At 42.9% G+C, this 22,626-nt stretch carries 18 protein-coding genes and 2 tRNA genes; 5 read left to right on the plus strand and 15 right to left on the minus strand.

Annotated elements, in window-relative coordinates; genetic code table 11:
- Positions 1-172 precede the first annotated feature (172 nt).
- Positions 173-1,354 carry a cell division protein FtsZ gene (gene ftsZ / locus QW087_00005; protein MEM2943119.1) on the minus strand — a complete coding sequence of 394 codons (1,182 nt, stop codon included), beginning with the start codon at positions 1,352-1,354 and terminating at the stop codon, positions 173-175.
- A 173-nt stretch (positions 1,355-1,527) separates the two neighbouring features.
- On the minus strand, positions 1,528-2,715 hold the full coding sequence (locus QW087_00010) for a class I tRNA ligase family protein (protein MEM2943120.1): 1,188 nt from the start codon (positions 2,713-2,715) through the stop codon (positions 1,528-1,530).
- A gap of 195 nt (positions 2,716-2,910) precedes the next feature.
- Between QW087_00010 and QW087_00015 the strand changes: the two genes are divergently transcribed.
- Entirely contained in the window at positions 2,911-3,270 is a 360-nt protein-coding gene (locus QW087_00015) for a roadblock/LC7 domain-containing protein (GenBank protein ID MEM2943121.1), read from the plus strand.
- On the opposite strand, the gene QW087_00020 is transcribed toward QW087_00015, so the two are convergent.
- Both QW087_00020 and metG read right to left on the minus strand, forming a co-directional pair.
- Positions 3,271-3,933, minus strand: a complete 663-nt coding sequence (locus tag QW087_00020; GenBank protein MEM2943122.1) for a PHP-associated domain-containing protein — start codon at positions 3,931-3,933, stop codon at positions 3,271-3,273.
- Positions 3,930-6,146, minus strand: coding sequence for a methionine--tRNA ligase (gene metG, locus QW087_00025; GenBank protein MEM2943123.1), 2,217 nt, complete (start codon positions 6,144-6,146; stop codon positions 3,930-3,932). Before metG ends, QW087_00020 begins: the two co-directional genes overlap by 4 nt.
- 381 nt (positions 6,147-6,527) lie before the next feature.
- On the opposite strand from metG, the gene QW087_00030 reads away from it, so the two are divergent.
- Positions 6,528-8,297, plus strand: coding sequence for a ribosome biogenesis/translation initiation ATPase RLI (locus tag QW087_00030; protein ID MEM2943124.1), 1,770 nt, complete (start codon positions 6,528-6,530; stop codon positions 8,295-8,297).
- Between the two features lie 2 nt (positions 8,298-8,299).
- On the opposite strand, the gene QW087_00035 is transcribed toward QW087_00030, so the two are convergent.
- Positions 8,300-8,920 (minus strand): DedA family protein, encoded by a 621-nt coding sequence (locus QW087_00035; GenBank protein ID MEM2943125.1) that lies wholly within the window; start codon positions 8,918-8,920, stop codon positions 8,300-8,302.
- Between the two features lie 241 nt (positions 8,921-9,161).
- On the opposite strand from QW087_00035, the gene QW087_00040 reads away from it, so the two are divergent.
- The gene (locus QW087_00040) at positions 9,162-10,064 is read left to right on the plus strand and encodes a PHP domain-containing protein (protein ID MEM2943126.1); all 903 of its coding nucleotides are present in this window, start codon (positions 9,162-9,164) and stop codon (positions 10,062-10,064) included.
- A gap of 194 nt (positions 10,065-10,258) precedes the next feature.
- Here the strand turns inward: QW087_00040 and QW087_00045 are convergent, their stop codons facing one another.
- The 5 genes from QW087_00045 to QW087_00065 form a co-directional block, all read right to left on the minus strand.
- Positions 10,259-11,650: a dihydrolipoyl dehydrogenase gene (locus tag QW087_00045; protein ID MEM2943127.1), complete on the minus strand. Its 1,392-nt coding sequence runs from the start codon at positions 11,648-11,650 to the stop codon at positions 10,259-10,261.
- A 361-nt stretch (positions 11,651-12,011) separates the two neighbouring features.
- Positions 12,012-12,650, minus strand: a complete 639-nt coding sequence (locus QW087_00050) for a histidine phosphatase family protein (protein ID MEM2943128.1) — start codon at positions 12,648-12,650, stop codon at positions 12,012-12,014.
- A gap of 340 nt (positions 12,651-12,990) precedes the next feature.
- Positions 12,991-13,065, minus strand: a tRNA-Arg gene (locus tag QW087_00055).
- A gap of 67 nt (positions 13,066-13,132) precedes the next feature.
- Complete coding sequence (locus QW087_00060; protein ID MEM2943129.1) at positions 13,133-13,912, minus strand: peptidylprolyl isomerase; 780 nt, start codon at positions 13,910-13,912, stop codon at positions 13,133-13,135.
- Between the two features lie 90 nt (positions 13,913-14,002).
- Positions 14,003-15,121, minus strand: coding sequence for a M42 family metallopeptidase (locus QW087_00065; protein MEM2943130.1), 1,119 nt, complete (start codon positions 15,119-15,121; stop codon positions 14,003-14,005).
- Positions 15,122-15,314: 193 nt separating this feature from the next.
- On the opposite strand from QW087_00065, the gene QW087_00070 reads away from it, so the two are divergent.
- The gene (locus tag QW087_00070; protein ID MEM2943131.1) at positions 15,315-16,541 is read left to right on the plus strand and encodes a DUF362 domain-containing protein; all 1,227 of its coding nucleotides are present in this window, start codon (positions 15,315-15,317) and stop codon (positions 16,539-16,541) included.
- A gap of 148 nt (positions 16,542-16,689) precedes the next feature.
- Positions 16,690-16,765, plus strand: a tRNA-Thr gene (locus QW087_00075).
- A gap of 283 nt (positions 16,766-17,048) precedes the next feature.
- Here QW087_00075 and QW087_00080 read toward each other — a convergent pair.
- From QW087_00080 to argJ, 5 genes are all read right to left on the minus strand, one after another.
- Positions 17,049-18,383: an acetyl ornithine aminotransferase family protein gene (locus tag QW087_00080; protein MEM2943132.1), complete on the minus strand. Its 1,335-nt coding sequence runs from the start codon at positions 18,381-18,383 to the stop codon at positions 17,049-17,051.
- A gap of 98 nt (positions 18,384-18,481) precedes the next feature.
- Complete coding sequence (locus QW087_00085; protein ID MEM2943133.1) at positions 18,482-19,171, minus strand: ACT domain-containing protein; 690 nt, start codon at positions 19,169-19,171, stop codon at positions 18,482-18,484.
- Positions 19,172-19,248: 77 nt separating this feature from the next.
- A complete protein-coding gene (locus tag QW087_00090) occupies positions 19,249-20,442 on the minus strand; it encodes an aspartate aminotransferase family protein (GenBank protein ID MEM2943134.1) in 1,194 nt (397 codons plus the stop codon).
- A gap of 69 nt (positions 20,443-20,511) precedes the next feature.
- On the minus strand, positions 20,512-21,387 hold the full coding sequence (gene argB / locus QW087_00095) for an acetylglutamate kinase (protein MEM2943135.1): 876 nt from the start codon (positions 21,385-21,387) through the stop codon (positions 20,512-20,514).
- A gap of 10 nt (positions 21,388-21,397) precedes the next feature.
- Positions 21,398-22,624, minus strand: a complete 1,227-nt coding sequence (argJ, locus tag QW087_00100; GenBank protein MEM2943136.1) for a bifunctional ornithine acetyltransferase/N-acetylglutamate synthase — start codon at positions 22,622-22,624, stop codon at positions 21,398-21,400.
- Between the last annotated feature and the right edge of the window lie 2 nt (positions 22,625-22,626).

Genomic DNA, 22,626 nt, shown 5'->3' on the forward strand with positions numbered 1-22,626 from the left:
CAAGACCACATTCGAATTGTTCCCGACAGATGCTCTCACTGCGGGAAGTGCATCGAACCTTGTCCTGTCCTCAGCTTTGGCAACTCCGCCTTTGAATTCTAATTATTTGTTCATCCCATCCATTATATTTTTCTTCGATTTACCCCAACGCAGACTCGGACTGCCCCCGCGCTCAACGCACGAAATCAATCCCGTCGTCGTCCTCTATGCGACGAGATTTCCCCCTCGATCTAGGTGCCAATTCATCAACCAGCTTATCCTCATAATCGTAATCGCTTCGACCGAGCATATATTTAGATCTTGCACCAGTTACAATGAGCAAGACTTTTATTGTACCCTTCAGCTCAGGTTCGATTGAGCAACCCCAGATTATTCTTGCCCTTTCATTGACGCTATTTGTGACGATCTCCGCTGCTCTTTGAGCCTCTGCAACAGTCATGTCAGGACCACCGACAACTCTGATCAATGCTCCCTTAGCGTCCTTCAGGTCAATTTCTCCAAGTAACGGCGAAGTGAGCGCTTCCTTGACTGCAGCTTCGACCCGATCTTCATCATCATTTGATTCGCCGATGCCAACGAAAGATATTCCGCCTTCCCTCATAACAGTTTGGATATCACTATAGTCAAGGTTCACCAAGCCAGGTTTCGTAATTATCTCCGTCAGACCCTTCATAGTTTGCATCAAGACTTCATCCGCAACTTTGAAGGCAGCCTCGATTGGTAACTTAGGCACAAGCTCAAGCAACTTATCATTTGGAATTACTATTGTCGTGTCACAAACACGGCGCAACTTGTCAAGTCCAGCTAACGCGTTTTCCATTCTCACCGTTCCTTCAGCCTTAAACGGCAAGGTTACAACTCCGATAGTAAGGGCTTGGAGGGATTCCTTAGCGATTCTCGCAACGAAATGTGCAGCGCCAGTACCGGTTCCACCGCCCATTCCCGCGGTGACGAAGACGATATTGGCACCCCTCAAATATTCCCTGATTTCAAGTTCATTTTCTCGGGCTGCCTGTTCACCAACCTCAGGTATGGCACCTGCACCGAGACCCCTTGTTGCGGTTCTACCGATAAGTATCTTCTTTGGCGCTCTGATCGTTAACAGGTGCTTAGCATCAGTATTGATCGCACACAATTGCGCACCGCTGATGCCAGCATCAACGCATCTATTTATGGTATTGGAGCCGCCGCCACCGCAACCAATAATCTTAATGCATACATCCATTTGAGCGGCAATTCGACGTAGCTCCTCGTCAACATCCGAAGAACCTTCCGCGGGCATTTGCCCCGCCTGCGAATTATTACCCAGAGTCTTTGATACTTCTAATGCATGCTTAACCAACGAATTAACCATGAGTGCATCCCTCGTTTTACGATAAGTTGCAACTGGAATATAAATATTGCGTATGGCCCAGCTAACTAGACGCTGAGTTTTGCGGTTGTTTTCAATTGAGAATATTATTGAATCAATACGAATGGATTGATGAAAAAGCAATTAGAATAGAAGAATATCGTGAATCGCTATGTTTACCCGATGATTTGCATCACGATTTCAGGCCACATCACAAGATGAATGCTCGGTTCCCCTTCAAATTTTCTAAAATAGCGTTGGTATATGTCCTCGCTTGATGATTGCATAAACCCAGATGAAAGCTTCAAACAAACTATGCCAATCGTGTAAAGTGTGAAGACAGCTGATCGATCTTTATTTTCGATGCGCTTCTTAAAATTGTCATCGTAATATGCTAAAAATTCATCTTCGAGAAATGCTCTGAGCGCTTCGATCGCTTCCGATCTCTTTCCAGTTACCGTGCTTGAAGTAACGGAATCCACGAGCTCATGCAGTCTTGAAATTACCCAGACATCAGCACCAGCGAGTTCCGCAGGAGGCATATTTGGCCTTTCTGTAACAATCTCGTTCACAATCTTGCCGATCCGAAGAAGTTCATTTCGAATAGTTGCTTCTTTCATGCGTTCTTCAATGATTTCTCTTGTTTCATCATATCTTCTTGATCTGCTTGCCTTAACAGCCTTCTTTAGCGATTCCTCAATTGCTCCGCCAAAAACACCTATCCTTGTGAGGTCTGGAGCCATCCTCAAAATGTCAACAATGTATGACCTGAGTTGCTCAGCGCTTCGATATCTATGCTTGACAAATTCTAGACAAGATGAGATGTCCTTAATCGCCTCGATGACTTCCCCATCAAGGAAAGTCTGCTTAGACACTTCAGCAAGCGCCTCGATATCATCCACTGGAATATCCTTATTCCTTGCCATCGCTGCCAGTAGAAGTGTTTGCTCGTAAAAAGACGCGTATGTGATTGCATGAATACCCGCGCGTTCGCCAAGGAACGCCAAGACAGCCCTGCGTACTTCTCTACTTGGATGGATGATATTGTTCAGCACGGCATCCATGCCGATCCGTGATTTTGTAAGCTCTGACAGACAGTGGCGAACGCTCTTCTGCACCTTATCATTCGGATGATGGTAATATTTCAGCAATATGGCAATCATCTCATAGGGATCTTTTACTCCATGTCGCAAAATTCTTTTTTCAAGGCGTTTCCGCTCAGATGCGAGAGGAGATTTCAGCGATCGAACCAAAATTTTCTCAATTTTCATTCCCTCAGTTGCTTTCTTTTCCGCGGGCGCAAAAATCCGATGCAACGAAAAGCGTACCATAGCCTCGTGATGATATCGCTTCCAGACATACATGAAGATTTCTCAGCCAAGTGGCAAATTCTCCTCGATGAATAATAGTTATTTTGCCAAATTTCGAAAATGCGCATATAGAATAAACATCATGCTTCCGATCTGGATAATCCAAGAAACTGTGAGTTTTATAGAAAAAGCTTTTATGTTGACTCTTCGATTATACTCCTTGTAACGCTTGTGGAGAGAGTGGGCTAGATGGCTGAATTATCTCAGATTCGAAATGTTTTAGACGAAATTAAGAGGATCGATCATGTCTTGGATGTTTCATTAGTATCAAGAGGTGGAATGTATATAACAGGAGATCCGCCACGAGGCGTGCACCAGGAAACATTTGCCGCCATGGCGGCTATAATTATTGGAGCTGCAGAAACAACTTCAGCTGAACTCAAGGATACTTTGAATAAAGTCGTGCTTCATCTTTCGGGAAGAAATCTCATATTGACAGGCGCAGGACCACGATATCTCATCGCTCTCGCGACGGATCCTTCTGCCGATATCAATAAAATTGCCACCGACGCCAAAGAGAAAATTGCAAAAGTGGAATCATCGCTATGATCAGAGCCTTCTCATCCCTCTTGTGACCCATTCTGAAATGCATTTTACTCCATACCCGATAGTACCTAATGGTTTTCTTGAACTCCCTTCTGCTCTTGTGCTTTTCTCTAGAATTTCCAAAATCAGATCATCGGCGTCCTCGCAATTATCAGAAAAAATCGTAGAAGCTGCCCCAATTTGACGTAACGAGTGTGCATCGCTGCCGCCCGTCTCAGCACAACCGATAATCGCGCGAAGATTAGCTGCCTTATCATTGGATCGGAACGATGATCTCGCATTTATGGTCTCAATTGCATCGAATTTATTCTTGAGAATTTCTTTCGCTCCAATGCCTGACCACCATCTGTATGGGTGAGGTGCAACCGCGATGCCACCGCTATCATGAATATACTCTATTGTTTCTTCAACACTCATATCGCGCGGTATTAGCTCAGTAATGCCATACCCAATTACGTGGCCTGTACTACATGTTATTTCGATTCCTGGGAGTACAATGATATCATTCTTTCTCATATTCATAGCGCGTATAGATCCTTCTATAGAATTGTGATCGACAATCGCAAATCCCTTAATTCCAAGAGCTTTACATCTTGCTGCAATATCTTCAACTTCAAGTTTGGAATCCCCTGAGTAAATCGAATGAATGTGCAAATCAACCTTCATCTGATAAGTGCCCCTTTGCAAATGTCCTCGTCCACCGTAATCTGCACACCAGACTCAGTGAAAAGCGGAAGTGCATGAGAAGAATCCTCCGATGGCAGGAACACTGCAACCTTTGTGCCTTTTTTCAGTTTTGCAGACTTTGCATCGAGATTGATACGTTTTCCAATATCAACAGCATTGAGATCCATAACTTCTCCAACAATTAGCTTCAATTCTTGGAATTCCGAAAAACTCAGCATTTTTCCACTTGGAGACATGCCGGAATTAACCTTAGTTCCTGCTGGAACTTTTTCGTGCGGTGTTAGAAGGACAACTTTCCCCCCATGTTCCGCTGCTAACAACATACCCTGGGATTCAACGCCCCTTAGCTTCGCCGGCTGAAGGTTCGTCACTACAACAATCTGCTTCCCAATCAGCTTGTCTTTGGGGTAATGGCCTTTCAATCCTGCTACAAGTCTGATTCTTTTCCCAACTTCTACATCTAGTATGTAGAGTTTATCGGCATTTGGATGATCACTAATCCCAACAATTTCACCTACCCTGAGATCGAGTTTCTCAAAATCCTTAAACATAGACGAATCCTCCGCAATTTCAACCTTCGAAAAAAGCGGGTATGGTTCCCTTAACTGCTGGCCCACGAGTAGCGGCGTTGAAATCCATGACCACCCCCTGCTCGTGATGTCCTCATCATAGCCAAGAAATTTCCATACCTCTGCAGATGATCGTGGGAGAAAGGGGTAAGACATGATTGCAAGAGCTTTAACGATTTCAAGATTCAGATGAAGAACGGATCCACAACGTTCTCTGTTTTCCTTAAGCAGGCTCCATGGCGCAACACTATCGAAAAATCTATTTCCAAATTGGGCTAGGTCCATCACAGACTTCAGTGCTCTCTTAAATTGACAGGAAGACAGGTATTGATCGAACTCCTCAACAGTTCTTGATACTGCCTGAGACACTCTTTTCATTTCGTCTTCTATCCCAATGCAAGGAGGAACTATGCCAAAATGCCTATGAGTAAAACTCAGCACTCTGTGATAGTAGTTACCCAGGGTAGCAACGAGCTCGTTGTTGATTTTCGCTTCGAAATCATCCCAACTAAACTCTGTATCTCTGTTCTCAGGCATGTTTGATGCAAGGTAGTATCTAATCGCATCGGGATCAAAACGGAGGAGCATACTTGGTATATCTATACTCACGCCTCGACTTTTGGAAAGCTTCTCACCTTTGAATGTCAGATATTCATTTGCAGGAACATCATACGGAAGATTTAATCCACCATAACCCATAAGTATTGCTGGCCAGATGATTGTATGAAAAGGTATATTGTCCTTTCCGAGGAAGTAGTAGTGCTTTGCTTCAGGATCTGTCCAGAAATCCTTCCATCTTTCTGGTAAACCTATTCTTTCAGACCACTCAATAGAGGCAGAAAGATAGCCTATTACCGCTTCGAACCACACATAAATGACTTTATTATCCCATCCAGGCAGAGGTACGCTAACGCCCCAAGACATGTCTCGTGTAATGGGTCTATCATTCAATCCTGCTTCAAGCCAGTTTCTTGTAAATGTTTGCACATTAGGTTTCCAGTAATTTTTATCCTTTATATAATCAAGCAGAGGATCTACAAATTCGCTGAGCTTAAAGAAGTAATGTTCAGTTTCTTTCAGTATGGGCTTTGATGAGCATATTGTGCATCTTGCATCCTCGAGCTCGCCTGGTTGAAAAGTCGCTCCACATTTGTCACACTGATCACCTCTAGCCCTTTCAAATCCGCATTTGACGCATTTACCCTCAACATAGCGATCTGGCAAAAACCGGTTACATTGCTCGCAGAAATATTGGAGAGTTTCTTTCTTGTAGAGATGTCCTTTTTCAAGGAGTCTGAGAAATACTTCGTGAACGACTCTGAAATGGTTTGTTGTGTGTGTTTTTGTGAAAAGATCAAATGTAATCAAAAGACCTTTTATCGCATCGGAATTGATTTTATGATACCGCTCCGCTATTTCCTCAGGGGAAACACCCTCCTTTTCTGCTCTTACGGTGACAGGTGTTCCATGCTGGTCGGAGCCTGAGACCATAAGGACTTCGTTTCCCTTGAGTCGCTGAAACTTGGCAAATATATCGCCTGGTAGCAAGGATCCAGCTACGTGACCTAGGTGAATAGCGCTATTTGAATACGGCCATGCAGTGCAAACCAAGATTCTAGACATATGAAGCGGAAGTGAATAAACCATATAAGATTTAAGTTTTGACTATTGAACAAGGAAAAAATAAAAAATCATTATCTATACGAATTTTTGATAAAAATGAGAGTCAAAAGGAGATTTCAATCCAAATCGCATTAAATGATCTGGATTTCCACTAATATCAGATCCCCCTGAATTGAAGAACTGGATATAAGAACAAACCAATACATGTAATACTTGCTTAGAACCAGTATTCGTTTCGAAATTATCAGGAAATTTCCCAATACTTATCTGGCCGTTTAGCAAAACCGTAGCCAATATTCAATTACCAATAAAGTGATCAGTTTCAGTTGAAAATTTTACAGATTAGGAACATTTTTTTAGGATTTTATCATTGCTAACTGCGTGCGCATTGCAACGCTTATCAAAGATCGCTGCCAACCGAAGAAGTGCAATTCAGAGTGTTTGAAATACTGCCCAAAGGTTCGAACAGGAGTGGAAACTATAGTAATCGGAGATAAGGGCAGGCCAGTTATTTCTGAAGAGCTGTGTGCCGGGTGTGGTATTTGTGTTCATAAATGCCCATATGAGGCGATCAAGATCATTGGCTTGCCTGAGGAACTTGGAAAGGATCTTATACATCAATATGGAAAGAACGCATTCAGATTATACAGATTACCAGTTCCTAAGCAGGGCTTGGTGACGGGCATACTTGGACCAAATGGCATTGGAAAGACAACAGCGCTTAAGTTGCTCTCTGGCGAGGAGATCCCTAATTTTGGGATATATGAGAAACCGCCTTCTAAAGATGAAGCGCTCCAACGCTTTGCAGGGACAGAACTCTATGATTATTTCGAAAGACTATATTCTGGAATGATTAGAGTGTCGTTCAAACCTCAGTATGTTGACAAGATACCAGCAGCTTATAATGGCATGACAAAAGATCTTCTTGCGAGAGTTGCAGAGCGGATTTCCGTTGAAGAGGCGGCTACGATGTTTGAAATTGAAGATACCTTGCATAAGGATCTTTCTAGCTTATCCGGCGGCGAATTGCAACGAGTGGCCATAGCCGCAGCTCTCATGAAGGATTCTGATGCATATTTCTTCGATGAACCTTCTTCATACCTTGACATAAAACAACGTCTGAAAGTAGCAAGGATCATTCAGTCGTTAAGTCAAGGGAAATATGTTGTCGTTATAGAACATGATCTAGCAATCCTCGATTTCCTTGCAGACAATGTTTACCTCATGTATGGTTCTGAGGGATCTTATGGAGTATTTTCTCAACCTCGCCAAGTTAGAACAGCTATAAACACTTATCTCGAAGGGTATCTAGCCGAAGAAAATATCAGATTCAGAGAGCAAAAGATTGAGTTCGAGAACAGACCACCAAAGAATCTGTGGCAATCTGCAATATTGCTCAGATTTGGGCCCTTAGAGTATGAGTATCCTAGTTTCCAGCTTCGGGTAGAGGAGGGGACAATAAAAGTCGGAGAAACCGTTGGAGTGGTAGGTCCAAACGCAATAGGAAAAACTACCTTCGTGAAAATGCTTGCCGGTGTCTTGAGACCTACGAATGGATCTGTTGATAGAAATGTTAAAGTGAGTTATAAACCACAATACATTTCGCCAGATTTTGATGGTAAAGTAAGAGAGCTGTTTCATGTCCTGGTAAAGGATTTTTTCGAGTCTGGATTCTTTAGAAGCGAAATCGCGGAACCGCTCGGACTTACCCACTTATATGAAAAAGAAGTAAAAACCTTGGCCGGGGGGGAATTACAGCGCGTTGCAATTGCTCTCTGTCTTTCTCGCGATGCGGACATATATCTCCTCGATGAGCCGTCCGCGTATCTCGATTCGAATCAACGAATGGAAGCAGCAAAGACTCTAAGAAGAGTTATAGAAAAGCAGGGCAAAAGCGCGTTGGTAGTCGATCACGATATCTATTTTCTTGACATGGTTTCGGATTCGATCATGGTGTTTACGGGAACGCCTGGAAAGGAAGGCATCGGAGCAGGGCCCTTTGATATGCGCACAGGAATGAACCTCTTTTTGAAACAGGTAGGAGTCACGTTCCGGCGTGATAACGAAACTAATAGACCGAGAATCAATAAGCTGGGCTCACGGCTCGATAGAGAGCAAAAAGAAAAGGGAGAATATTATTACTCTTTCTAAATTCACTCATTCCGATGAGTTATCCGCTCTCTTTTCCTGAAAATCACCCAAGCTATGATCACAGCGAGAGCAATCAATATTAGAACGTCAAGACCACGGAAAACTTCAATTATACCTTCCCATGAAGGTCCTAATGCAAATCCCAAATAAACCAAACCAAAGCACCATGGGAATGATCCAACAAAAGTTAGTATAGTAAAATGAAGAAGATTCATTCTGCCGATGCCCGCAGGAAGTGATATAAATGTTCTTATAACGGGCATAAGCCTGCTAAGAAATACAGCAAGATCTCCGTATTTGGAAAACCAACGCTCTGCTGCATCGATCGCCTTCCTATCGATGAGGAAATACTTTCCATATCGTAAAATGAACGCTCTGCCTCCGTAATAGCCAATGGCATATGCAAAGAGGGAGCCTATCGTGCAACCAAGTGTTCCAGAGAGCGATGCTAGCAACAAATCCATTTCTCGCTCGTAAACGAGCCATCCCGCAAATGGCATAATAATTTCACTAGGTATGGGAACACATGCACTCTCAATTGCCATTAACAAAATCAGACCGGGATAATTGAGATCGAGGATGAGATTTTTTATAAATAAAATGCCCCATTCTATGATTCCCATTACTGAGGAAATAGTATTTAATTATTAAATTGTTAGCAATTCAAGAGGATCTTCGAGGTCAATTGGATTCATCACCGAGTTGCATTTCTCAAAGGACTACCGAAAGGAGTTATAAATCGGACGCTTCAAACGGGTGGAGTTAATTATTGTGCAGTTCCGAGGAGAGTCATTTAATTAATTGTCATTACTCGGCATCGGTTTTACGAATGTTATTTATTGCAGAATCCAATATCGCTACCAGATGGAAAGCCGAGCGGATATCCACGTCCACACAAAATATTCTGGAATTGCACGATTGGGATTCTTGCGATTCCCCGAATCCGTTGTCGAACCATATGATGCTGTGAAAAAGGCACAAAACTTAGGTTTGAAAGTTCTTGCAATAACTGATCACAATAGTATCTATGGCGCCATCAAAGCCAAAGAATTCGGAAAAGAAATTGGTATGCAGGTGGTAGTTGGAGAAGAGATTTCGACTTCGGACGGCGAGATCATAGGTTTGTATCTCAACGAGGAAATCCCACCAGGTCTCACTGCCGAGGAAACTATTGACCGCATTCGAGATCAGGACGGCATAGTCATGGCGCCACATCCATTTAGTCTCCATTGCCCCAGCCTGGGAGAAAAAATTGCATTTCTCGATATTGATGCTATCGAAACAATCAACGCAGGGCACATAGACGGATATGCAAATTCAATTGCAGCACAGAAAAGCGAATCTGGGAAGTGGGCCATTGTCGGTGGAAGTGATTCTCATTCAATCAGTACTATAGCACATGCATATACGACGTTTGAAGGAGAAACCGCTGAGGATCTTCGAAAAGCGATATTTTCAAAAACAACCGCTGCATGCGGTGCGAGGATGCCTCTACAGGTGGCGATTTCATGGAGTATCGGCGTCGTCCTCGCATCAGATTTCATGATTCTAAAGTCCATTCTTGGAATGATAAAGGAAGTAGATTTGCATGACCCAGTGATTAAGAAAATAAGTCTTATGACAACAGGCAAGAAATTGCTTGCGCTTGTTGGTTCCCTGATATATCTCACGCCGCCAGTACCCTACTTATGCGCGATTACTGGAGAAAAACTTTTGAAAAGACTAGCAAGAAAGCACGAGGCTGAAAATGAATACAAATTATCATGATGGTTAACATTCTGTGATCTAGATTTTTTGGTTTCTATTTTGCTTTTGCGAATGCATTGGTCGAAATAGATTCCGTCATATAGATGGAATGAGGCATAAATCTCTCCTCAGACGCCTTGGGAACGTCCCGGGTTACTCATAAGCAATAACAGATTTCCCTTCTAGATTTGCGGAATGGGGTCGAAGCCAGGATTTCACTGTGAGTGCATTCCTTTTGGTATCCTCAATTTAGCAAAGGCTCCGACTAGAGCCTCGGATAAGGCTGGATGGATTGTCTGACTTCTCACTAGTGGCAGATAAGTTTGATCAGTCGTATTCATCAGGTAAACAATTGGCTGAACAAGAATCGATGCTTCAGGTCCAACAACACTGGCACCGAGAATTTTCCTTGTATTTGCGTCGACTATCACCTTCACAAATCCATCTTCCTCTGCCATTGCATATCCCTTTGCACAATCAGAGTATCTATTGATTCCGATAGAAATCTGATATCCTTTTTTTGTAGCCTGTTCCTCAGTTAACCCCACGCTTGCCACTTGTGGATAACAAAAAACCGCGTGGGGAACGGCGTGTTCATCAACTGGCATCTTTCGATGTCCAAAGGCATTATTCCACGCAACCAAGCTCTCATAATTTGCAGTGTGTCTGTACATATTCCTACCAATAATATCACCAAATGCCCAGATTCCCGGTATATTTGTTTCAAGAAATTCATTTACAATTATGTATCCTCTCTGATCAAGCGCAATACCGGCCACTTCAGCTTTGAGCTTGTCTGCATTGCTTCTAAGCCCCGTTGCAATGAGAACGCGTTCCGCTTCGACTTCATTAAGGATTCCTGTCTTCCGATCCCTATGCAGAACTCTGTGCGCTTGCCCTCCATTGATAATCTCAGTAACGTCTTGGTTGACCCTCACGTCAATAAATCTGGACATTTTCTTAAGTACTAAATAGCTGACTTCTGGCTCTTCATTTGGCAAAAGACGGGGATTACGACCAATTATTATTACGCGGGTACCAAAAGCTGAGAAAAAATGAGCGAACTCACATGCTTTATAACCTCCGCCTAGGATCACAAGGCTTTTTGGCAATTTTTCAATATCGAAAATGTTCTCAGAGGTGAAGTAATCGACATCTTTGAGACCAGGTATATCTGGAATTTGCGTTCTTGCTCCCGCAGCAATCATGATCTTTTCTGATCGTATACGGGATTCACCGACTTGCAAGGTCTTTCGATCGATGAAATATCCAGTATCTCTGAAAAAGTCTATACCCTTATCAGATTCCACTGCTCTTTCAATGTGCTCTCGTTCACTAATAATTAAATCCCACATGCGTTTCCTAACAAGCTCGAAGTCCGTTTCAATCTCTTTTACATTGATGCCAATTCTCTTAGCATCTTCAATCAACCGGATGACATCTGCGGGGTATGTCAGAATTTTGCTTGGAATGCAACCCCTATTAAGGCATGTACCACCAACTGGCCCATCTTCGATCAATGCTACTTTCAATCCTGCTAGTCTAGCTCGCTCAACAACATTTAGCCCAGCTCCAGACCCAATAACTATGAGATCGTAATTCGCCACCATACCACTCGATAGTTAGTTGAATAAGGGATATATCATTTATACGATTGTTCAGCACAACGTCGAAGGTTGAGATTGACCCATTTTATTCGCAGACCCTAGGGACTCTAAATGATTTATAACACAAAAGAGACAGTAAGGTGATCAATAGATGCCGTGGACAAGTAAATCTGCACAATCATCAAACTTCCTTTAGATGCGCCCAATCACATTGAATAAAATGATACATTCCAGTCCGTTGCATTGATAATAACGGAAATGAGCATTATTTGCCACGATTCCGTAAATGCCTTTGCTTTGGAGGTATACGGAGATGAATTTTTGACGATTTGTCATCGAAAGCGATGCCTTAGAGGACTTTTCAAAAATCCTTCAGCCGGTCAATCGACAACATGTCAAGATGCTTGGTATAGTTTAGGATCGATTGCTCTATAGAATTTTCTCGAATTTTGAAAATGGAGATCGCGCAATTATCATGACGTACCTCATTGAGATGGCTTAAATCCATGCCGAGTAAGATCAATGTCATAATTTTAATCGGGATTCTATGTGAGACGACAAGTACAGCCCGATTTTCCGTGCGTGAAAAAACACAGATTCGATCGAAGAAGTTCTGGATGCGTTTAAGAACATCATGCAAACTTTCGCCGCATGGAAATTTTACTTTTTCGGGATGATTGGACCAAGTTTCCATGAGCAGTGGATACTGCATCACTGCCTCTTTTTCAGAAATGCCCTGAAGAGCTCCATAATCGATGTCAATCAAATCATCATCAATAGTTACATTGATCGAATGTGGTTGAGCAATGATTTCTGCTGTCTTGAGAGATCTTGCAAGAGGGCTACTGTAAATTGTTGAAATATTTTGGTGTTGAAGCGCTCTCGCAGTCAATCTAGCTTGGGCAAGTCCTGTGCTATTCAACGGAATATCCATGCGACCTCTAAATATAGAGGCACGATTCCAGTCGGTTTCACCATGTCTGACAAGAATGAGATCCATTTACTATCACTCCGATGATATCTCTGAATACCAGATTAAGACTGCGTTTCTATTTATCAATGTATCACGCTTAACCGTTATCTTTTTGCGATTATCGCAATTCCTAGCCCGAATAATCCTTGAGAAACTCCGAGTAGACGAGGAAGACCCCTGAGTCGACGAAGAGAGATTATCCGACCTCATTACTGCTAATAACCACATCAAAGCACATGCAAGATGTACTTTTTAGAACACGCCTTTCCATTTCTAAACAAGCCATCAAATTAGCATTGCATGAAGGACGCGTGAAAAATTATTCTAATGAACAAAAAGTCAAAAACAGACAAAAATTGATTTTATACGGGCGTGAGGGGATTTGAACCCCTGACTTGCAGCTTAGGAGGCTGCTGCCATATCCATGCTAGGCCACACGCCCATTATACGCAAAAGAAAAAGGATAAATCATCTTTTCTGACCGGGTCATTTAAGATCTAATCTTCAAGCTAGTTTTTTGGCACAATCTGTGTCTCTGTTGCCACTGCCTCTTCAGTTTCCTTCTTTTCGTCTGCTTTCTTTTCCTCGGGTTTTGTATATTCTTCAATGAAATGAATGATGCTGTAGCCCAGAACATCTCTCAAATCAGAGACCACCCTATATTTTGAAATAAGCCACTTCTGGTCATATTTGCATATGTCTGGAAGAATTAGGATAGCTCTGCCATCTTCGACGGAAACCTTGAAGCCCTCGCTCGAACCATAATCCATTTCAATAACTGCTTTGATTTTCTCAACTGGGTCATCTATTCTTGAAAGAATTTTGAAGCGATAGCGAAGTGTCTTACCGGCAAGACGTCTATTGAAATCTATTCTAACCCTGCCTGTAGTGACTGATATTATAGTACCCACTCGGTTTTTCATACTCACTTCCATGCCTACTTTGGGTTCAATGTTCTGTCTGAGAAATTCTCTAACGGGATGAATTTCTACCAGTTTTGGATCTCTTTGACCAGCAGCCTTTTCAGGAGGTATTGTTATTTCTTTTTCAACGCCTATTTCCGTCCCGAGTATTGCTTCTTCGAGTCCCTCAAATATACGACCCCCACCCACCAATACTGGGATCGGGCCGTATGTGATGTTCTCATTAAAAATGCCTGCCGCTTTTGCTTTCTCTGCGCTCGTCGTGTCAAAAAGCTCGCCGCTATCAACGATCCAACCGTCAAATTCTAATCTTATTATATCGCCTTTTGAGATCTTGGCAATTTCGTTTGTGTTATCAGTCGACATTAAACTCACCAATGAATTCTATCAGCAACGATGAGCGGTGTCATCCATTGGTTCTTTTTATAATTTTTGGTCGAAACGATGATTCACGCATCAGAGGGATGTAAGAGAGTCTACTTTGGCTTTGTCAAGCACCTTGACCATTTCAATGACAAACTTTACGCAATGTTCAACATCTCCAAGATCTAGGATCCCGACGTGTGAATGGATATGCCTTGTTGGCGGCCCAACTACAATACTTGGACAGCCAATATTGCTTATATGGACGGCGCCCGCGTCTGTTCCGCCTCCAGCTGTTGTAGTCAATTGGTACGGGATACGATTCTTTTCGCATACGCTTATAGCCAGCTCTTTAAGAGGTTGATTTGGAATCATGGAAGCGTCGTAGGTTGTTATAGCAATGCCTTCACCTAACTTCGCTTGAGCTTGCTTCGGTTCTACGCCTGGAACATCTCCCGAAATTTCGACATCGAGCACTATTGCCACATCAGGTTTGACAAGATTTGCAACAGTTTTTGCACCCCTCAAACCGACTTCTTCCTGAACTGTTGCCGCACCGACTACTTTGTTGGGATGCTCGATTCCTTTCTCTTTGAGCGTTCTAATCACTTGAGCGGCAATAAACGCTCCAACCCGATCGTCAAATCCCTTGCCAAATGCGAGTGTTTTAATTCCTATAAATTTGCCATCTTTGAATGCCCTTTTCTTGATCGTGAAGAAACTGGAATCGGGAACGACCGCATCACCTACCCTCACGCCCATCTCTTCTGCCTCATCCTTGTTTGAGCAACCTATATCAATGAACATCTTATCCTTTGTAATGACTTTTCTCCGTTCTTCCTCATCGAGTAGGTGTGGCGGTTTAACTGCGATGACTCCTCTCAATTTACCCTTTTTTGTTATCACGAGCACTTTTTGACCAAGAAGACCTTGATCGAACCAGCCACCCAATTGATGAAATGTCAAGAACCCTTGTTCTGTTATGCTTGTCACAATGAATCCAATTTCGTCTATGTGACCTGGAATAAGAATTCTTGGCATATCCGAAGTGCCATTTTTTTCAAAGACCAGACTTCCAATCCTGTCACTATATACGGAATCGGCCCACTTCTGAACGTAATTCCTCAACAAAATTGTTGTTTCTCTTTCAAATCCGGCTGGACCTGAACTATTGCACAATTCCTCGAAGAACTTAAGGGATTCCTTATCCATCATCATACCTCTTATTACAGTCTATCCACCAATTAGTCTTGTGTTGCAAAAGAGAAAGCGGAGATAAGAATAAAAAGCTTCTTCTAGCCTGTAAACAACCAAAACGTGATATAGGCTGAGCATACAAACTCTAAGAATTAAAATACCAATCGGAGAATTAGTTAACAATCTCAAATTAAAAGAGGTTCGTTGTATGGCGATCGCCAATAAATATCCAGTTTCCATTCAATATTGCCGCGAAGGAGATTTAGAAAAACTGCCAGAGATCATGAACAAATTACTTGAACCTCTTCTACTGGAAAAGGAAGTCAAAGAAATCACCTCAGCAGTCATAAAACCAAACATCTGCTGGCAGGAGGGTTGGAAATCGGGCAGCACCACATGTCCACAGCTAGTCATAGAAACAGTTTCATGGTTAAGAAGGAAAGGTGTAGATGAGATCGCACTTGCCGAGGGATCGATGGTTGGTCAGGATACTATGGAGTGTTTCGCCAAGCTGGGATATCTAGATCTTGCAAGGGAACTTGACCTAAGGATTGTAGACCTGAACAAAGATGCAACAGTAAGCCTTAAGGTTCCAAACCCAAGAGTATTCGAGGAGATTGAAGTTGCTCGCACAATCGTAGATTGTGATTTTCTCATAAACATGCCTGTGATGAAAACTCACATAAATACCCTTGTAACGCTCGCAATAAAGAATCTTAAGGGAACCATTCCACATAATTGGAAACGAAAGTTTCACTTCGTGGGCCTTGATTGCAGCTTAGTTGATCTTGCATCTGTGATATCTTCAGATTTGGTTATAATGGATGGAATTATTGGACAGCAGGGCCAAGGCCCGCTTACGGGAACTCCTGCAAATGCGGGAATTGTTATTGCGGGTCGCAATCAATTCGATGTTGACATCACCGCATGCAGGGCAATGGGTATTGATCCTCGAGAGGTACGGCACCTTGCGATGATCGCTGAGGCTGCGGGAATCGATCTGAAAACATATCATGTGGCAATTTCTGGCGTGGATCTTTCGAACCTTGATATTGTGTTTGAGAGACCACGCTATTCGCTACAAGGACTCTACAAAGGCATTGATATAATTTGGGGCGAGCCATGCAGTGGATGTGCAGGTGCGTTGAGTGTAGCACTTGAACGCATGGAGCGGTCTGGTGAGCTTGAGATCATAAGGCAAAATGGCGGTCTGGTAATTGCTCTTGGTAAAACCGCAGATCCTCAACCGAACGAAAGACTAGTATTGCTGGGAAAATGCCAATACCGTAATCGAAGCAAAGGTATGTTTATTCCCGGGTGTCCGCCACCAGGGATGATCGTAAGAGAGATGCTTTCGAAATTCGCAAAAGGAGAGTCAAAATACGGAAGCGAAGCGTTCGTGAGGGAAGCTGAAATACTCTACAAAGACCAGTAATTAATTGCTCAGATTGATGCGACAAATAATAATGAGAAAGTGGGCGTTGTGCGTAACTACTGACCGCCGAATAGCAATAATCGGAGGGACTACACATATTTGATCATGAAAAAATGATAAATGCTAGTTCCGAAATACGAGGGACGATGCCACCATAGCTCAGCTGGAAGAGCGGCTGACTTGTAATCAGCAGGTCGGGAGTTCAAATCTCCCTGGTGGCTCCATTTTATGAGTTAATAGAATTGCTGATTGCAGACTTCTTGAGCAGAATTCGAGCAAACAGTTGCCATTGAACTATAATGAGCTGCTGGAGCGCATTCCGAAGAGTTACGCATCTTAATCTCACACATAATAACACTCATTGAGCGAGGATTTCAAGAAATCCAATGAAGTAAATTGATATTGTTGATCTACCACAATATTAGAGAACATGTAATATAATATCTTACAATCGGGTATTCAGGATTCGCAGTACGCTGATACATAGTTTTTTGCCCGATTTGCCAATCATTTCATCGACTCAACAGCAGACACAGACTCATCGAGAATTTCCATTGCCACATCGATTTCCTCGATTGTCACATTAAGAGGCGGAATATATCTGATAGAGGAATTACCACACCCCAAGAGTATTAGCCCTTTATTGAAGGCCACTTCTATGATCTTATCTCTCTCCTTCACAGCCCTTTCTTTTGATTCTTTATCCTTAACAATTTCCGTCGCCTGCATGAGTCCGAGACCCCTCACATCACCGATGATGTTATGAGAATCTTTCATTTCTTCAAGGCGCCTTCTCAAATAGTCACCACTTTTCTTCGCTTTATCGATGAGATTTTCCTTTTCCAGCACTTCAAGGGTAGCCAAAGCGGATGCACATGCCAGAGGGTTGCCCCCAAAAGTGTTGGAATGAGAGCCCTTGATTTTAAAGTCATATCTGCTATCAAAAATCGTTGCACCTATAGGCACGCCTGATCCAAGGGCCTTTGCGCAACAAAGTATATCCGGTACAATTCCAAAATGATCGATGCCCCACATTCTTCCGGTTCTACCTATTCCCGCTTGCACCTCATCGTCAACAAGAAGTATGCTGTATTTTCTCGTAATCTTGTATATTTCCTTTATGAATTCTTGCGGTGGTACAATGTAACCACCTTCTCCCTGAATTGGCTCTACAAAAATCGCTCCTATTTCATCTGGACAGACAAAAGAATCGAAGTAGACTTCTTCAAAAATGCGTGCACACCAGATATCACATGATGGGTATTCGAGGTGATACGGGCATCGATAGCAATATGCATAGGGCAAATGTATAACACCTGGAACCGTCGGGAAATACCTTGCCCGCTGTACAGGTTTGCTCGCGGTAAGTGATAACGACCCTAATGTCCTCCCGTGAAAAGCCCCGATGAAGGCGACGAATTGGGGACGCTTGGTTGACCATCTCACGATTTTCATTGCCGCCTCGATAGATTCCGTCCCACTATTGCTGAAGAAAACCTTCTTTTGAAAATCTCCTGGTGTAATCTCTGCGAGTTTCTTTGCAAGATTTGATTGTACATCGTAATAGAAATCAGTACCAGCAAAGTGAATAAATCGATCCAACTGTCTTTTTATTGCTTCAATAACAATAGGATGCCTATGACCAACATTTAATACGGCGACACCGCTTGTAAAATCGAGAAATCTATTTCCGTCAGCATCAATGACCGTAGATCCGCTTGCGGACTCAATCGCAAGAGGCAGTGCCTTGGTTGAAGTTGCAAGATACTTCTCGTCGACTTCGATAATCTTCTTAGCCTTTGGACCAGGGGGGCTAACTGCAATTGATGGGGCCTCTTTCATAACCCTTCCCTGCTATCTCCTAGAGAGCACAAGTTATTTTATGATTTGCTGGGAATTTTTCCAAATTTCGAACAATATCCTCGATAGAGCATAATATATCACTCGTCTTGCTCTGATATAACCTGCTCTGCCTTTTCGATACATTTTGTTAATATAGAGTAAGCAGGGATCATGTCAGATTCGGCAACGATAAATATCGTATCTGTGTAACAACTAACAGTCTCAACGATGTTCAAACCGCTCTCAGCAATGCTAGATACAAGATATGCAAAAACACCACTTGTTTCTGTAATCGCCTCAGGAGATTTCACAGATATTTCTACGAGATCCTGGCGAATTTTGAGGATATTCTCCTTTCCCACTGCAGACACTACCTCTCCCTTCAGCTTCTCATCAACTATGATCGTTATTGCGTGCGTTCCTTGAATTACCTGCATTATTGCCTTCTCGTTTAAGAGCTTACGAAACACAGAATCCAACCGTTGAAGCACTGTCCAGTCATTTTTGGCGGTAACTATGCAAATCTTTGTTTTCACTTCAACTCTGCTGTTCCTTATAACTGATAGTACTTCTCTTTCGTGATCATGGTCGTGCAAAGAAAGCGCATATCGTCTGCAGGCAATCATAACAGCTTCTTCATTTTTGATTCCCTCTTCCTTCATTATGAGCCTGGCCAGCGAGGAAAAATTCACAAGATCTTTCGAAATGCAGTCTTTAATGCTTGGGTGCGAATCGATGTATGCCCTCGTCCTCTCTGCTATGCTTTCCTTATGTGGGGTTTTCTTCATAAGAATTGGAGGATTATGAATTACGGTATTAAAAATTAATCATTGTTTGTCGTCACCGCAATACGACGAGATCACATTCATTTAATTGATTGCTTAGAATAAGTTAGGATAAATGAAGAAAAGGCTTCATTGAATTTTCTGACAGAGTTGTCTGACAAGATAAGTGGCGGGACGAGACGAATGACTTTTCCAGCACATAAATTTACCAGAATCCTTCTTTCAAAACAGTACCTGAGAAACTCTTTTGCCGTTTCGCCAAAATCAATACCGATCATCAGCCCTTTTCCCCTTACATCCACATTGAAATCATTTGCGATCGAACTCAGTGCCACGATCCAAGAATCTCCGACGCTCTCCGCACGCTTCCACAGTTGTTCCTCTTTTATAATTTCTATGACCTTAGCTGCAACGCGACAAACAAATGGATTGCCACCAAATGTAGACCCATGAGATCCTGGTTGGAACGTTTTTGCGAGGTCTTGAGATGTTGTGATCGCTCCTATAGGAAAACCACCTCCAAGTCCCTTTGCAAATGTGACTATATCCGGAACGATGTCAAAATGTTCGAATGCAAACATCTTGCCTGTTCTTCCGAATCCAGTTTGGACTTCATCTAGTATCAGTAAGGCTCCAGTTTCATCACATAAGTCCCTAGCAGCTTTCAAAAATTCTTTCGAAGGAACAATCACTCCTCCTTCTCCTTGAATTGGCTCAAGAATCACAGCAGCTGTTTCATTATTGATTTTCTCCTTCAGATCTTCAATATTCCCGTATCTGATGAAATCGAAAGCGTGTGACAAGAGAGGCTCATATCCTTGGTGATATTTTTGCTGTCCAGTTGCTGAAAGCGCTCCCATAGTTCTGCCGTGGAATGAATTGTATGCTGAAACGAAACGCTTTCTACCTGTATTTTTTGCGGCTAGCTTTAAAGCTGCTTCATTTGCTTCTGCGCCACTATTTACAAATAGAGAACAACTAAGAGGTTTTGGAAGTATTTCCGCTAGACTCATCGCTAGATCTAGCTGCTCCTGTATATAATAGAGATTTGAGACATGGATAAGTCGATCGGCTTGCTCCTTAGCCACTTTTACAATAGAAGGATGACAATGACCCAGAAGATTGACAGCAATTCCTGCTACAAGATCGATGTACTCGTTTCCATCAATGTCATATAAATACTCACCACTTCCTCTCTCGAAACAGACCTCTTCTCTTGCATAATTTGGAAAGAGATAGAGGGCACTATATTCTTTGACTTCTTTGATATTCATAAGATTTCCTTCCGCTTCTTTTTTCTAGCTTCTGAATGTTCGAAGATCCATATTAAGCTCACAATTAAATTATGGAACAACCTTTGTGCCACAATCCTTTATGCCCAAGAGCTCGTTGAGTATAGAATGTGGCGTCTTGCCACAGACCATATGAGCTGTTTTCACGCCGTTCATTATAGCAATACGACATGCCTCGAGCTTGGGCACCATTCCATCTTTTACGACACCATTCGCGATCAAATGATCGATTTCTTTAAGAGAAACTCTTGGAATAACCGTTGCACCATTACCATTTTCTTTCATAATGCCAGGAACATCTGTCACAAGAAAGATCTCCTCTGACCGAAGGGCTCTGGCAATGTGAGCTGCGACCGTATCCGCATTGACATTTACGCGTTTTCCATTTTCGTCCGTGCAAATTGGATATATCACGGGCACAAAGCCACTTGCACATAGGAGATTGATTGGAGTGGGATCAACGCAGGATACCTCGCCAACATTCCCTAGATCTACAAGATAAGAATTGCCATTTTCATCTTTAACTGGAACGGGAGACATCCTTCTGCAAACAATCATTTTTCCTTCAGCGCCCTCCATTCCGACTGCTTTGATTCCAGCTTTCTTGAGAGAGAGCACGATCTTCTCATTGATATTTTTAAGAACTCTCATGACAACCTCGAGAGTTTCGTCATCGGTGATCCTGAGCCCAGCTACTTTCTTGACCTCCTTTCCCAATTTCTTCAACTCTTCATTTATCTCCGGTCCGCCGCCATGTATGATGATAGGTCTAATTCCGAGACTAACGAGAAGAGCAATATCTTCGCAGAAACTTGCCATATCTCCGTTTCCGTTGAGGGCGCTTCCACCAAACTTGATGACTATTTTCTTGTGTTTCAATTTTGCCAAACGGAAGGCAAATTCCCTCGGAAATTCAATATTTTTCATCTAGTCTCACCTAGGTCGTATACGCGGAATTTATCCTTACATAGTCATAGCTCAGATCACAGCCCCAAGCATCGGCTGTGCAATTACCCATCCCAAGATCAAGTTGGATTGTTATTGCTTTGCTAGAAAGTACCTTTCTAGCTACGGCCTCAACAGATTTTCCAGATAACTGCATTGGCTCTCCGCGATCGAACAATTTCACACTTGTTCCATTTGCACATATCATGAGTTGCATTTTATCAAGATCGAATTTGCTAGCCGAATTCCCCACGGCCGCAATGATCCTGCCATAGTTGGGATCGGCACCAAATACAGCTGCCTTCACCAAATTTGATGAAACTATCGATCTGGCCGCACTCCTCGCGTCTTCTTCTGTAAGCGCACCCGTTACGACAACCTCGATTAATTTCGTAGCACCTTCACCGTCAGCGGCTATTTTTTTCGAGAGGGTTTTCGCTACCAACTCGACGCCGTCCCAGAAACCGGCGTCATCGTCGACTGGGTCTCCCCCAACACACCCGTTTGCCATAAATACTGAGATGTCATTGGTACTCTGGTCACCGTCGACATTTATCATATTGAATGTGCGGTCGAGAATACGCTGCCAGCGTTTGTCAGGCCTTGAAGTTATCAGTGCATCGGTAGTAATGAAACTCAGTGTCGTTGCATGCAGTGTTCTCATAGATGGAGATATCATCCCGCTACCTTTAGCCATTCCACCTATCGTCACAATCCTACCATCAGCAAGAGGAACTTGGCACGCTACCTCCTTTCTAACAAGATCAGTCGTCATGATTGCAGTTGAGGCTAGTTCATCATATTTCTTTCCCCTTCCAATAGACTTTGCAGCGATACTTATACCCTCAATAACGCGGTCAATAGGCATATAACGACCTATGACTCCAGTTGATGCCACTCCCACGAGAGCTTCATCGATATTGAATTCGTGTGCCGTTGTTTTCACCATCGCAATTGCATCCTCAATCCCCTTTAAACCCGTGAGTGCATTTGCGTTTCCGCTATTGATCACGAATGCTTGGAGAAATTCCGGATCTCTTTTCATCATAATTTCAACAGGTGCTGCTTTTACTTTGTTCTGCGTGTACCCTATTGAGACACGCGCAGGCTTTTCAGAATAGAGTAACGCAAGATCGAGTTTTTCTCTTTTGATACCAGCATGTACGCCGCTTGCGTACCAACCAAGGGGTGAGGTGATACCTCCCTCAATGATATTCAATA

This window comes from Methanomassiliicoccales archaeon, assembly GCA_038850735.1.
Lineage (GTDB): Archaea > Thermoplasmatota > Thermoplasmata > Methanomassiliicoccales > JACIVX01 > JACIVX01.

Coding starts and splice junctions, on each gene's coding strand:
- ftsZ (MEM2943119.1), bottom strand. CDS start 1,354: ATGGTTAATTCGTTGGTTAAGCATGCATTAGAAGTATCAAAGACTCTG.
- QW087_00010 (MEM2943120.1), bottom strand. CDS start 2,715: ATGTATGTCTGGAAGCGATATCATCACGAGGCTATGGTACGCTTTTCG.
- QW087_00015 (MEM2943121.1), top strand. CDS start 2,911: ATGGCTGAATTATCTCAGATTCGAAATGTTTTAGACGAAATTAAGAGG.
- QW087_00020 (MEM2943122.1), bottom strand. CDS start 3,933: ATGAAGGTTGATTTGCACATTCATTCGATTTACTCAGGGGATTCCAAA.
- metG (MEM2943123.1), bottom strand. CDS start 6,146: ATGTCTAGAATCTTGGTTTGCACTGCATGGCCGTATTCAAATAGCGCT.
- QW087_00035 (MEM2943125.1), bottom strand. CDS start 8,920: ATGGGAATCATAGAATGGGGCATTTTATTTATAAAAAATCTCATCCTC.
- QW087_00040 (MEM2943126.1), top strand. CDS start 9,162: ATGGAAAGCCGAGCGGATATCCACGTCCACACAAAATATTCTGGAATT.
- QW087_00050 (MEM2943128.1), bottom strand. CDS start 12,650: ATGGATCTCATTCTTGTCAGACATGGTGAAACCGACTGGAATCGTGCC.
- QW087_00060 (MEM2943129.1), bottom strand. CDS start 13,912: ATGTCGACTGATAACACAAACGAAATTGCCAAGATCTCAAAAGGCGAT.
- QW087_00065 (MEM2943130.1), bottom strand. CDS start 15,121: ATGGATAAGGAATCCCTTAAGTTCTTCGAGGAATTGTGCAATAGTTCA.
- QW087_00070 (MEM2943131.1), top strand. CDS start 15,315: ATGGCGATCGCCAATAAATATCCAGTTTCCATTCAATATTGCCGCGAA.
- QW087_00080 (MEM2943132.1), bottom strand. CDS start 18,383: ATGAAAGAGGCCCCATCAATTGCAGTTAGCCCCCCTGGTCCAAAGGCT.
- QW087_00085 (MEM2943133.1), bottom strand. CDS start 19,171: ATGAAGAAAACCCCACATAAGGAAAGCATAGCAGAGAGGACGAGGGCA.
- QW087_00090 (MEM2943134.1), bottom strand. CDS start 20,442: ATGAATATCAAAGAAGTCAAAGAATATAGTGCCCTCTATCTCTTTCCA.
- argB (MEM2943135.1), bottom strand. CDS start 21,387: ATGAAAAATATTGAATTTCCGAGGGAATTTGCCTTCCGTTTGGCAAAA.